Source organism: Streptomyces fractus, assembly GCF_049844455.1.
Taxonomy (GTDB): Bacteria; Actinomycetota; Actinomycetes; order Streptomycetales; family Streptomycetaceae; genus Streptomyces; species Streptomyces fractus.
In genome coordinates, this window is the sequence record NZ_JBMYHI010000002.1 from 4255331 (window position 1) to 4267346 (window position 12016).

The 12016-nt window shown below is 72.6% G+C and carries 11 protein-coding genes; 2 read left to right on the top strand and 9 right to left on the bottom strand.

Annotated features, from left to right (window positions below; genetic code table 11):
* Positions 1–47 precede the first annotated feature (47 nt).
* The 8 genes from ACP4E5_RS21140 to ACP4E5_RS21175 form a co-directional block, all read right to left on the bottom strand.
* A complete protein-coding gene (locus ACP4E5_RS21140) occupies positions 48–1232 on the bottom strand; it encodes an acyl-CoA dehydrogenase family protein (protein ID WP_425830975.1) in 1185 nt (394 codons plus the stop codon).
* Positions 1229–3130: an acetyl/propionyl/methylcrotonyl-CoA carboxylase subunit alpha gene (locus ACP4E5_RS21145; RefSeq protein ID WP_425830977.1), complete on the bottom strand. Its 1902-nt coding sequence runs from the start codon at positions 3128–3130 to the stop codon at positions 1229–1231. Before ACP4E5_RS21145 ends, ACP4E5_RS21140 begins: the two co-directional genes overlap by 4 nt.
* A gap of 23 nt (positions 3131–3153) precedes the next feature.
* On the bottom strand, positions 3154–4761 hold the full coding sequence (locus ACP4E5_RS21150; protein WP_425830979.1) for an acyl-CoA carboxylase subunit beta: 1608 nt from the start codon (positions 4759–4761) through the stop codon (positions 3154–3156).
* Positions 4758–6527: an acyclic terpene utilization AtuA family protein gene (locus ACP4E5_RS21155; protein WP_425830981.1), complete on the bottom strand. Its 1770-nt coding sequence runs from the start codon at positions 6525–6527 to the stop codon at positions 4758–4760. The genes ACP4E5_RS21150 and ACP4E5_RS21155 overlap by 4 nt, the downstream gene beginning before the upstream one ends.
* Positions 6524–7318 carry a TIGR03084 family metal-binding protein gene (locus ACP4E5_RS21160; protein WP_425830983.1) on the bottom strand — a complete coding sequence of 265 codons (795 nt, stop codon included), beginning with the start codon at positions 7316–7318 and terminating at the stop codon, positions 6524–6526. The genes ACP4E5_RS21155 and ACP4E5_RS21160 overlap by 4 nt, the downstream gene beginning before the upstream one ends.
* 167 nt (positions 7319–7485) lie before the next feature.
* Positions 7486–8121: a glyoxalase gene (locus ACP4E5_RS21165; RefSeq protein ID WP_425830985.1), complete on the bottom strand. Its 636-nt coding sequence runs from the start codon at positions 8119–8121 to the stop codon at positions 7486–7488.
* A 10-nt stretch (positions 8122–8131) separates the two neighbouring features.
* The gene (locus tag ACP4E5_RS21170; protein WP_425830987.1) at positions 8132–8647 is read right to left on the bottom strand and encodes a helix-turn-helix transcriptional regulator; all 516 of its coding nucleotides are present in this window, start codon (positions 8645–8647) and stop codon (positions 8132–8134) included.
* 10 nt (positions 8648–8657) lie between these two features.
* Entirely contained in the window at positions 8658–9068 is a 411-nt protein-coding gene (locus ACP4E5_RS21175; RefSeq protein WP_425830989.1) for a VOC family protein, read from the bottom strand.
* Between the two features lie 247 nt (positions 9069–9315).
* Between ACP4E5_RS21175 and ACP4E5_RS21180 the strand changes: the two genes are divergently transcribed.
* Entirely contained in the window at positions 9316–9939 is a 624-nt protein-coding gene (locus ACP4E5_RS21180; protein WP_425830991.1) for a DUF4232 domain-containing protein, read from the top strand.
* A 56-nt stretch (positions 9940–9995) separates the two neighbouring features.
* Here ACP4E5_RS21180 and ACP4E5_RS21185 read toward each other — a convergent pair whose 3' ends face one another.
* Positions 9996–10958: an EamA family transporter gene (locus ACP4E5_RS21185; RefSeq protein ID WP_425830993.1), complete on the bottom strand. Its 963-nt coding sequence runs from the start codon at positions 10956–10958 to the stop codon at positions 9996–9998.
* 186 nt (positions 10959–11144) lie between these two features.
* On the opposite strand from ACP4E5_RS21185, the gene ACP4E5_RS21190 reads away from it, so the two are divergent.
* The gene (locus ACP4E5_RS21190) at positions 11145–12005 is read left to right on the top strand and encodes a LysR family transcriptional regulator (RefSeq protein WP_425830995.1); all 861 of its coding nucleotides are present in this window, start codon (positions 11145–11147) and stop codon (positions 12003–12005) included.
* The last annotated feature ends 11 nt before the right edge of the window (positions 12006–12016 follow it).

Here is a 12016-nt window from a genome sequence, read left to right on the forward strand (position 1 = left end):
CGCGAAGTCTTCCCGGAGGCCCTGGGGCGGTCAGCGGCCAGTTGGGATCAGTACGACTTGGGCAGGCCCAAGGTCTGGTGGGACACGTAGTTGAGGATCATCTCCCGGCTGACCGGGGCGATGCGCGCCACCCGTGAGCCGACGATGAGGGAGGCGAGGCCGAACTCGCGGGTCAGGCCGTTGCCGCCGAGCGTGTGCACGGCCTGGTCGACGGCGCGCACGCAGGCCTCCGCGGCGGCGAACTTGGCCATGTTGGCGGCCTCGCCCGCGCCCGTGTCGTCGCCCGCGTCGTAGAGCCGGGCCGCCTTCTGCATCATCAGGCGGGCCAGCTCCAGCTCGATGTGGATCTGCGCGAGCGGGTGGGCGACGGCCTGGTGGGAGCCGATGGGGGCCCGCCACACGGTGCGCTCGCGGGCGTACTCGACGGCGCGGGACAGCGCGTAGCGGCCCATGCCGATGGCGAACGCGGCGGTCATCACGCGCTCCGGGTTGAGCCCGGCGAACAGCTGGAGGAGCCCCGCGTCCTCGTCACCCACCAGAGCGTCCGCGGGAAGCCGTACGTCGTCAAGTGTCAGCTCGAACTGCTTCTCCGGGGCCTGGAGTTCCATGTCGATCCGGCGCCGCCCGAAGCCCGGGGTGTCGCGGGGGACGATGAACAGGCAGGGCTTGAGCTTGCCGGTGCGGGCGTCGGAGGTGCGGCCGACGATCAGCGTGGCGTCCGCGATGTCGACGCCGGAGATGAACACCTTGCGCCCGTTCAGCACCCACGAGCCGTCGTCGTCCTTGCGGGCGGTGGTGGTGATGCGGTGCGAGTTGGATCCGGCGTCGGGTTCGGTGATGCCGAAGGCCATGGTGCGGCTGCCGTCGGCGAGGCCGGGGAGCCAGGCCCGCTTCTGCTCCTCGGTGCCGAAGCGCGAGATGACTGTGCCGCAGATCGCGGGCGAGACGACCATCATCAGCAGCGGCGAACCGGCGGCCCCCAACTCCTCCAGAACGATGGAGAGTTCGGCTATCCCGCCGCCCCCTCCCCCGTACTCCTCGGGCAGGTTGACGCCGAGGTACCCGAGCTTCGCGGCCTCCGCCCACAGCTCCTGCGGGTGGCCTTCGGCGGCGGTCACGCGGGTCATGTAGTCGCGGCCGAACCGCTTGCCGAGCGCGGCGACGGCGGCGCGCAGGGCTCGGTGCTCTTCGGTTTCGAGGACGGGAGCGGCGGGAGCGGCGGGAGCGTTCACGACTGTTCCTCCTGGACTACGGCCTGGACGACGGCGAGCAGCGCGCCCACCTCGACCTGGCGGCCGACGGTGGCGTGCAGGGCGGTGAGCGTTCCGGAGGCGGGAGCGAGGATGCGGTGTTCCATCTTCATCGCCTCCAGCCAGATCAGCGGCTGTCCGGCGGTGACGGCGGCGCCTTCGGTCAGCCCTTCGGCGACGCGGACGACGGTGCCGGGCATGGGGGCGAGCAGGGAGCCGGGGGCGCGCTGCTCGCCGGGGTCGGTGAAGCGGGGCAGGGCGGTGAGGGCGGCGCCGTTGACGTAGACGCGGTCTCCGTGGACGGCCACGTCGAACTTCCTTCGTACGCCGCCGACTTCGAGGACGACGCGGTCCGGGGAGGCCCGTACGACATGTACGTCGCCGTCGCCATCGCCGTCGCCTTCGGCGGAGGCGAGTCCGGCGCGGGTGTGCCGGTAGCGGACCTCGTGCTCGGTGCCGTGCGGTTCTTCGCGGTAGCGCCTGGTCTGCGGCTGCGAGGGGACGTTGCGGAAGCCGCCGAAGCGGTGGCCGTGCGCGGCCTGGGCGAGGGCGGCGGCGAGCGGGGCGTGCGGGTCGGTGGCGGGCGCGGTCAGCTCGTCGAGGTGGCGTTCGTAGAACCCCGTGTCCATGCGGCCGTCCGTGAACTCCGGGTGCCGCAGGGAGCGTACGAGCAGCTCGCGGTTGGTGACGGGGCCGTGCACCTCGGCCCGCTCCAGGGCTCCGGCGAGGGCGCGGACGGCGGCGGCGCGGGTGGGGGCGTGCGCGACGACCTTGGCGAGCATGGCGTCGTAGTGCACGCCGATGGTGTCGCCGTCGGTGTAGCCGGTGTCGACGCGGACGGCGGGCGGGACGCGCAGGCGGTGCAGGGTGCCGGTCTGCGGGGCGAAGGAGGCGGCAGGGTCCTCGGCGTAGAGGCGGGCCTCGACGGCGTGGCCGCGCGGGGCCGGGGGTTCGGGGTCGAGGGCCTCGCCCTCGGCGACCCGAAGTTGGAGCGCGACGAGGTCGATGCCGAACACGGCCTCGGTGACGGGGTGTTCCACCTGGAGCCGCGTGTTCATCTCCAGAAAGTGGGCGCGCCCGTCGGCGACGAGGAACTCGACGGTGCCGGCGCCGACGTAGCCGGTGGCCCGGCACGCCCGCTCCGCCATCTCGTATATGACATCTGATACGCCGCGTATCAGATCCGGCGCGGGCGCCTCCTCGATCACCTTCTGGTGCCGCCGCTGGAGCGAGCAGTCCCGTGTCCCGAGGATCCACACGGTGCCGTGGGCGTCGGCGAGCACCTGCACCTCGACATGCCGCGCGCCCGCGTCACCTCCCAGGTACGGCTCGACGAAGACCTCACCGTCACCGAAGGCGGACAGCGCCTCGGCCCGCGCCGCCTCCAACTCGCCTTCCAGATCAGCCAGTTCGCGTACGACACGCATCCCGCGCCCGCCGCCCCCGGCGGACGCCTTCACCAGGACCGGCAGGTCGGCGGCGGTGATGTCGGGGCCGAGCGGCGCGACGCCCATCAGCTCCTTGGCGCGCGTCTTCGACGCCATCGCCTCGATCGCGGCGGGCGGCGGCCCGATCCAGGTGAGCCCGGCATCGGCGACGGCGCGGGCGAATCCGGCGTTCTCGGAGAGGAAGCCGTACCCCGGGTGCACGGCGTCGGCGCCCGCGTCGAGGGCGGCCTTCACGACGAGGTCGCCGCGCAGATACGTCTCGGCGGGCGTGGCCCCCGGGAGCCGCACGGCGAGATCGGCCTCGCGCACGTGCAGCGCGTCGGCGTCCGGGTCCGAGTGCAGGGCGACCGTACGGATGCCCAGCTCACGGCACGTACGGAAGACGCGGCACGCGATCTCGCCGCGGTTGGCGACGAGGACGGTGGAAATCATGGAGGTCATGGTCGTGTGGCCCCTCACATCCGGAAGACGCCGAAGCCGCCGCGGGCGCCCTCGTACGGTGCGGTGTGGATCGCGGACAGGCAGATGCCGAGGACGGTCCGGGTGTCGCGGGGGTCGATGACCCCGTCGTCGTAGAGCCGCCCGGACAGGAACATCGGCAGCGACTCGGCCTCGATCTGCTGCTCGACCATGGCGCGAAGGCCGGCGTCGGCCTCCTCGTCGTACGGCTGCCCCTTCGCCGCGGCGGACTGCCGCGCGACGATCGACAGCACGCCCGCGAGCTGCTGCGGCCCCATGACGGCGGACTTGGCGCTCGGCCAGGCGAAGAGGAAGCGGGGATCGTAGGCGCGCCCGCACATGCCGTAGTGCCCGGCGCCGTAGGACGCGCCCATCAGGACGGACAGATGCGGCACGCGCGAATTGGAGACCGCGTTGATCATCATCGAGCCGTGCTTGATGATGCCGCCCTGCTCGTACTCCTTGCCGACCATGTAGCCGGTGGTGTTGTGGAGGAAAAGGAGGGGAATGTCGCGCTGGTTGGCCAACTGGATGAACTGGGCGGCCTTTTGGGACTCCTCGCTGAAGAGCACGCCCTGGGCGTTCGCGAGGATCCCGATGGGATAGCCGTGCAGCTCGGCCCATCCGGTGACGAGCGACGCCCCGTACAGCGGCTTGAACTCGTCGAAGTCCGAGCCGTCGACGATCCGGGCGATGACCTCGCGCGGGTCGAAGGGCTCCTTCAGATCGTCGGGGACGATGCCGAGGAGCTCCTCCGGGTCGTACTTGGGCGGGGTCGCCGGGCCCGGATCGGCGTGCGCCTTGCGGTGGTTGAGGCGGGCGACGACGCGGCGGGCCTGGCGGATCGCGTCCCGCTCGTCGTGGGCGAAGTAGTCGGCGAGTCCGGAGGTGCGGGCGTGCATCTCGGCGCCGCCTAGCGACTCGTCGTCGCTCTCCTCGCCGGTCGCCATCTTGACCAGCGGCGGGCCGCCGAGGAAGACCTTCGCCCGCTCCTTCACCATGATCACGTGGTCGGACATGCCGGGGATGTACGCGCCTCCGGCGGTGGAGTTGCCGAAGACGACGGCGACGGTGGGGATCCCGGCGGCCGACAGCCGCGTGATGTCGCGGAAGATCCCGCCCCCGGGGATGAAGATCTCCTTCTGCGAGGGCAGATCGGCGCCGCCGGACTCGACGAGCGAGATGGCCGGGAGCCGGTTGGCGTGGGCGATCTCGTTCGCGCGCAGCGCCTTCTTCAGGGACCAGGGGTTGCTGGCGCCGCCGCGCACGGTCGGGTCGTTGGCGGTGATCAGGCACTCGACGCCCTCGACGACGCCGATGCCGGTGACGAGGGAGCCGCCGACCGTGTACTCGGGGGAGGCGCTGTCCCAGGCGGCGAGCGGCGACAGTTCGAGGAACGGGGTGTCGGGGTCGAGCAGCAGCTCGACGCGTTCCCGGGCGAGCAGCTTGCCGCGCCGCCGGTGCCGTTCGACGTACTTCTCGCCGCCGCCCGCGACGGCCTTCGCGTGCTCGGTGTCGAGCGCGGCGAGCTTGTCGAGGAGGGCGGTGCGGCGGGCGGCGCAGTCGTCGGACCGGGGGTCCAGGGTGCTGGCCAGGACGGTCACAGGAGGGCCTCCGGTATGTCGAGGTGGCGGGAGCGGAGCCATTCGCCGAGGGCCTTGGCCTGGGGGTCGAAGCGGTGCCGCGAGGCGACGCCCTCGCCGAGGATTCCCTCGACCGTGAAGTTGAGCGCGCGGAGGTTGGGGAGCGGGTGTCTTGTCACGGTCGGCCCATCAAGCCCCTGCGGCGTTCGAGCAGCGGGGTCCGGGTCAGAGCCCCGGGACCGCAACGCCGTTGCCGCGGTCTCCGGCAAGAGGTCACGGAAGCGGTCGACCGTCAACGTGTGGACCAGCCACCGCCACGCCGTATCGCTCTCCACCCACACGCCCACATTCGCGTCACCGCCCTTGTCACCGCTGCGGGCGCCCGCGATGAGGCCGAGGGGGGCGCGGCGGGTGGGGCCCGGCGGCAGGGGCTCGGGGAGGTCGGGCTCGTCGACGGGGGCGAGCGGGCGGGTCTCTCGCACGTGTACGGGAATGAGCCGCCGCTCCCCGTCCGGAAGGACCGCGACGTGCGGCACCTCCTCGCGCCGCACGTACGCCGCCTCGAACACGCCGTACGGGGAGCCCTTGCCTGGCGGCGCCGTGACGTGGAAGCCGGGGTAGGAGGCGAGGGCGAGTTCCACCGCGGCACCGCTCAGCGCGCGCCCGACGGCCTCCTGGTTCCGGTCGCGGACGACGAGGCGGAGCAGCGCGCTCGCGGTCTCCTCGGTGTCGGCGTCGGGCCGGTCGGTGCGGGACAGCTCCCAACGGACGTGCTCGGGCGCCGACTTGGCACCCCGCAGCGCGTCCTCCAGCTGTTCCCGTACGAGGGCGGCCTTGGCCTCGACATCGAGCCCGGTGAGCACGAAGACGACCTCGTTGCGGAACCCGCCGAGCCGGTTGAGGCCGGCCTTGAGGGTGGGCGGTGGCGCCTCGCCGCGTACGCCGTGGATGCGCACCCGGTCCGGCCCTTCCTGTTCCAGGCGGACGGTGTCGAGGCGGGCGGTGACGTCGGGCCCGGCGTAGCGGGCGCCCCCGGTCTCGTACAGGAGCTGTTCGGTGACGGTGCCGAGTTCGACGAAGCCGCCGGTGCCGGGGTGCTTGGTGATGACGGCGGAACCGTCCTCGTGGATCTCGGCGAGGGGGAAGCCGGGGCGGCCCAACTGCCGTGCGCGGCCCGCGAACCGGGAGTAGTTCCCGCCGGTCTCCTGCGTCCCGCATTCGAGGACGTGACCGGCGACGACGGCCCCCGCGAGCCGGTCGTGTTCGTCCCCCGCCCACCCGAAGTGCCAGGCCGCGGGCCCGGTCACCAGGGCGGCGTCGGTGACGCGCCCCGTGACGACGATGTCGGCGCCCGCGTCGAGGCATGCGGTGATGCCGGCGCCGCCGAGGTAGGCGTTGGCGGTGAGGGCGCCGGGGAAGCGCCCGGTGCCGAGCAGGTCGTCGCCCTCGACGTGGGCGACACGTACGGGAATGTCCAGCCGGGCCGCCAACTCCCGTACGGCATCGGCGAGTCCGGCCGGATTGAGTCCGCCGGCGTTGGACACGAGGCGTACGCCCCGCTCCACCGCGAGACCGAGGCAGTCCTCCAACTGCCGCAGGAACGTGCGCGCGTAGCCGCGGTTCGGGTCCTTCAGGCGGTCGCGGCCGAGGATCAGCATGGTCAGCTCGGCGAGGTAGTCGCCGGTGAGGACGTCGAGGTCGCCGCCGGTCAGCATGTCCTTCATGGCGTCGAACCGGTCGCCGTAGAACCCGGAGGCGTTGCCGATCCGCAGCGGCGGCCCGCTCATCGGGCCTCCTTCGGCGCGCGCCCCTTCCCCGGTGGTCCGGCGAAGGCCTGCGCGATGTCGAGCCAGCGGTCGGCGTCGGGGCCCTCGGCGCGTACGTCGAGGTCGGTGCGGTGCGCGCGCTGGGTGACGAGGAGGCAGAAGTCGACCGCGGTCCCGGTGACCCGCTGCCCGGCGTCCTCGGGCCCGTACGTCCACAACTCGCCGCTCGGCGCCACGAGTTCGACCCGGAACTCGCCCTCGGGCGCGGTGACCCCGTGCACGTCGAAGGCGAACTTCCGGGCGCGCACGCCGATCCGGGCGACGTGCCGCAGCCGGTCGGTGGGCGCCCGTACGACGCCGAGCGCGTCGGCCACGTCCTGGCCGTGGGCCCACGTCTCCATCAGCCGGCCGGTCGCCATGGAGGCGGCGGACATCGGCGGCCCGTACCAGGGGAAGCGGGTCTTGTCGGCCGCGGCGGCGCGCAGCACCTTCTGAAGCTGCTCACGCCCCTCGCGCCAGCCGGCGAGCAGCGCGGCGGGGTCCCGGCGGGCGCCCTCATCCGCCCCTTCGTCGACGAAGGAGTCCGGCGCGGCGATCGCCTTCTCCACCTCGCCCGCGAAGGCGTCGGCGTCGCTCATGGCGAGGAGGGCGGCGCGGTCGGTCCAGGCGAGATGGGCGATCTGGTGGGCGACGGTCCAGCGGGGTGCGGGAGTCGGGGCGGCCCACTGCGCCGGGCTCAACTCCCGCACGATCCGGTCGAGTTCCTCGCTCTCGTCCCGCAAGTCCTCGAACACGGCGGACGGTTCGGACACGGTGCGCTCCCCTCCGGGCACGGCGGTGTGCGGCGTGCCTGGAGCATGGCAGGGGGCCAAGAAACAAGCAAGCATGCTTGCATGGAAGTTGAGCCGGCCCTTGAGCTGTCCGTTGAGTCGTCCGTTGAGTTGTCCGTCCCGTCCCGCGAGGAGTCGGGCGGCAGGGGTCAGGCGGCCTCCCAGGCGAAGCCGTCCGGGTCGGTGAAGGCGCCGCCCGTGCTGCCGAGGACGATGCGGTGCGAGCCGCTGCCGTCGTCGGCGACACCGAGGTCCTTGGCGAGGCCCCGGCGCTTGTACAGCGCCAGCTTCACGGGGCCGGACCCGTTGGAGGCGAACTCGGCGTACTTGCCGCCGAAGCTCTTGGCCACGCTCAGTCCCTTGCCGACGTAGTACTGCTTGGTGGCCTTCACGTCCTCGACGCCGAGCAGGAGGACCATCTCGTCGATCTCGCGGGTGGCCGGCCCTGTGTCCTTCTTCGCCGAGGTCGCGACCTTCCAGATCGTGCCGTCCGGCGCCTGGACGACGCCGCCGTAGCCCCACAGCGACTTCGCCGCGGGCTTCAGCACCGTGGCCCCGGCGTCCACGGCGGCGCCGAGGAAGCCGTCGACGGTGGCGGGCCCGGACACCGTGAGCGCCAGGGTGAAACCGCGGAACCCGGCGGAGTGCGCCTCGGACGCCCGAAGGCGGATGTGCGTGTCCACACCGAACGCGGCGTAGAAGCGCTGAGCGGCCTCGATGTCGGCCACCTCGATGGTGACGGACGCGAGGGACGTGGTGGCTGCTGTGGCTTCAGTGGATGTCATACCCATCACGCTATGGGCCCCCCGTCGCCGGCGCTTCTCGATTCCTGACCGGTCTGGTCACCTGCTTCGCGACGCACGCCGGCATCCCCTCCACCATGACCGCGGGGCCCGCGTCACCTCCTGTACGCGGGGCGTCCGCGCCGTCGGCCGCCGCGTCCGCCGCGAGGCGCCGGAACGCCCCCGGCGGCATACCGACGAGCTCGGTGAAGCGGGTGGTGAACGTGCCGAGCGACGCGCAGCCGACCTCGAAACAGACGTCGGTGACGCTGAGGTCGCCGCGCCGCAGCAGCGCCGTCGCACGCTCGATGCGCCGCGTCATCAGGTACGCGTACGGCGACTCGCCGTACGCGGCCCGGAACTGCCGGCTGAGGTGCCCGGCGGACATGTGCGCGTCGCGGGCGAGCGCCTCCACGTTCAGCGGCTGCGCGTACTCCCGGTCGATGCGGTCGCGGACGCGCCGCAGCCGCGCGAGGTCGGACAGGTGCTGTGCCTCGACGCGTGCGCGCCGCCACTCCGGCTGACACATGGCGCGGCCCTCAGCGGAGTTCCTGGATGCGGATCAGGTTGCCCGCCGGGTCGCGGAAGGCGCAGTCACGGATGCCGTACGGCTGCTCGGTCGGCTCCTGGACGACCTCGGTGTCACCGGCCTGCACCTTCTCGAAGACGGCGTCGAGGTCCGGGGTGGCCAGCAGGATCCAGCCGTAGGTGCCCTTGGCCATCATCTCGGTGATGGCGCGGCGCTCGTCGTCCGTGATGCCCGGGTCGGCGGCCGGCGGCGCGAGGAGGAGGGACGTGTCGGGCTGACCGGCCGGGCCGACCGTGATCCAGCGCATCCGGCCCTGGCCGACGTCGCTGCGGACCTCGAAGCCGAGGACGTCGCGGTAGAAGCCGAGCGAGGCGTCCGGGTCGTCGTGCGGAAGGGCGCTCGTATGAATGGTGATGTTCATGACGAAGAGGCTAGAAGCGACTCGGGGTCCGCGCTTCTCGATTCCTGATTGTTCGGTCCACACGTGGCGCGCGAGTTCAAGGTCCGCCGAGTCACGGCTCTGTCCCGGCGGTGACGGCCGACCAGGCATATGTAACAGCCATGTATGAGGGGGCGGCCGGGCGGAACGATCAGCGGGCCGGGCGGGTCCTGACGACCAGTAACCCACAACGGCCCAAGAGTTGGCCCAAGAGTCAAGGACGAAAACCATGCGCGCTCGCAAGCTCACCCTCGCCGCCGTCGCCCTCGCCGCGGGCCTCTCGCTCACCGCCTGCCAGGGCAACGGGAACTCCGCCGCGGGCACGAACGACGGCCCGTCCACGGATTCCTCGTCGTCCGGCGGCACCGGCGGGGCCTCCGGCAAGAACGCCTCCGACGCCGGTGAGAAGCCGGCCGCCACCGACGCCGAGGGCAGCGGCCACGGGCAGATCAACACCGGCCCGTGCAAGACGGCGAACCTCGCGTTCGCCACCGCCCACGGCATGGGTGAGGGCACGCTCATAGTCAGCATGAAGAACACCGGCGACGCCTGCTCGCTCAAGGGCTTTCCGGGCGTCGACCTCCTGTCGCAGGACGCCTCCGGGCCGCTGAGCGCCAAGCGCGGCGACCTCGCGTCGCCGTCCGTCGTCCTCGGGAACGGCGAGACGACCCGCTTCACGCTCCACTACCCGCCGAACAACACGGGCGGCACCGGCGTGCACGTCACGGCCCTCCACGTCACGCCGCCCGGCGAGACCCACACCAAGGCCCTGTCGGTCGCCATCGACCTCCCGGTCTCCGACGGCGCGGACCAGAAGGTGTACGTGGACCCGGTCGGCACCGGCAAGCAGTGACGGCGCCGCCAGTCGTTCGGCCCGGCCTTCGTTCGGCCCGACAGTCGTCCGTCCCGTCAGTCGTTCAGGACGACGGCGGGGTCCTTCCTCCGCCCCACCTGCGTCCGCACCGCGCCCATGCTCGCCGCGATCACCAGCGTGATGGCCAGGACCTCCGACCAGGCCAGGTCCTGGCTCAGGACGAGGAAGCCGGAGAGCGCGGCGACCGCCGGTTCGAGGCTCATCATCACCGCGAACGTCGACGCGGGCAGGCGGCGCAGGGCGACGAGTTCGAGGGTGTACGGGAGGACCGAGGACATGATCGCGACGGCCGCGCCGAGGCCGAGGGTCACCGGGTCGAGCAGCTTCGTGCCCGCCGTCGTGATGCCGAGCGGCAGACAGAGGACCGCCGCGACCGCCATCGCGAGCGCGAGCCCGTCGGCCTGCGGGAAGCGGCGGCCGGTGCGGGCACTGAAGACGATGTACGTCGCCCAGCAGGCGCCGGCCGCGACCGCGAAGCCCACGCCGGCCGGGTTCAGCCCGCCGAGCCCGTCCCCCGCCCCGCTGAGCAGGAACACGCCGCACAGCGCGAGCCCCGCCCACAGGACGTTGACGAGACGGCGGGAGGCGATGACGGAGAGGGCGAGCGGGCCGAGCACCTCGAAGGTGACCGCGATGCCGAGCGGGATCCGGGCCGCCGCCTGGTAGAAGAGCAGGTTCATGCCGCCCATGGCGATGCCGAAGGCGAGGACCGTGCCCCAGTCCGCGCGCGAGTGCCCGCGCAGCCTGGGGCGGCAGACGACGAGCATGACCACGGCCGCCACGACGAGGCGGAGGGTGACGACGCCGACCGCTCCGGCGCGCGGCATCAGGCTCACCGCGAGCGCCGCGCCGAACTGGACCGAGACGCACCCCGCGAGGACGAGGCCGACCGGGCCCAGCGAGCCGCGGCGCCGCGACGGCTCCGCGCCGGCGCTCGCGGTCACGGCCGGGGCGACGTCCTGCGCCACGGCCACGGGTTCGGTCTGCGGGCCGCTCACGGTCCACCCCTCTCTGAAAGTCTTTTCCGGATCTCTGAAGGCCTCTGAAGCCTTTACCGGGAAGTGCAATGTATTAGACGCTACAGGCCATCCTGATGAACAGAGACGCCGAGGTAACGCTTCACGCTAGATCCGCCCGGCATGCCCCGTGAAATGCGTAATGCGCCCCCGTTATGCTCCACACACATGACCAGGGAACCGGAGCTGCGCCACCTGCGGTGTTTCCTCGCCGTCGCCGAGGAACGCAACGTCACCCGGGCCGCCACCCGGCTGCGTCTCACCCAGCCAGTCGTCTCGCGCACGCTCGCGGCCCTCGAGGACGCGCTCGGCGTACGGCTCGTCGACCGCTCCACCCATCACCTCGACCTCACCCCCGAGGGGCACGCGTTCCGCGAGAAGGCGGCCGTCGCCGTCGCCGCGTTCGAGGACGCGCTCGCCGCGGCCCGGGCCCCGCACCGCCCGCTGCGCCTCGGCCACGCCTGGTCGGCCGCGGGCGCGTTCACCACCCCGCTGCTGCGCCGCTGGCGCCAGGAACACCCGGACGTCCCGCTGGAACTGCTGCGCATCGACGACCGCACGGCGGGCCTCGGCCGCGGCGCCGTCGATCTCGCCGTGCTGCGCGGCCCGGTCGAGACGCCCGGCCTGATCACCGAGCTGCTGCACGAGGAGGCGCGGGTCGCGGCGGTGCCGTCGGACAGCCCGCTGGCCCGCCGTCCGCGCCTGGCGCTCGCCGATCTCAGCGGCCAGGTGATCGCCCTGAACACCGTCTCCGGCACGACCTCCCTCACCCTGTGGCCGCCCGCGGTCCGGCCCACCGCCAGCCTGACCGTCGCCAACACCGACGACTGGCTGGCCGCGATCGCCGCGGAGCGGGCGGTCGGCGTGACGTCGGCGGCTACCGCGGACCTGCATCCGCACCCCGGCGTCAGCTATGTGCCGCTCACGGACGCCCCCGACCTCCCCGTCCTCCTGGCCCGCCGCCAGGGCCCCGGCCATCCGTCGATTCCGGCCCTGATCGCGCTGGCCCACGAGATCGCGGGCCCGTAGCCGTCCCTCGC

Coding starts and splice junctions, on each gene's coding strand:
- ACP4E5_RS21165 (WP_425830985.1), bottom strand. CDS start 8,121: ATGACATCCACTGAAGCCACAGCAGCCACCACGTCCCTCGCGTCCGTC.
- ACP4E5_RS21170 (WP_425830987.1), bottom strand. CDS start 8,647: ATGTGTCAGCCGGAGTGGCGGCGCGCACGCGTCGAGGCACAGCACCTG.
- ACP4E5_RS21190 (WP_425830995.1), top strand. CDS start 11,145: ATGACCAGGGAACCGGAGCTGCGCCACCTGCGGTGTTTCCTCGCCGTC.
- ACP4E5_RS21180 (WP_425830991.1), top strand. CDS start 9,316: ATGCGCGCTCGCAAGCTCACCCTCGCCGCCGTCGCCCTCGCCGCGGGC.
- ACP4E5_RS21155 (WP_425830981.1), bottom strand. CDS start 6,527: ATGAGCGGGCCGCCGCTGCGGATCGGCAACGCCTCCGGGTTCTACGGC.
- ACP4E5_RS21145 (WP_425830977.1), bottom strand. CDS start 3,130: ATGATTTCCACCGTCCTCGTCGCCAACCGCGGCGAGATCGCGTGCCGC.
- ACP4E5_RS21175 (WP_425830989.1), bottom strand. CDS start 9,068: ATGAACATCACCATTCATACGAGCGCCCTTCCGCACGACGACCCGGAC.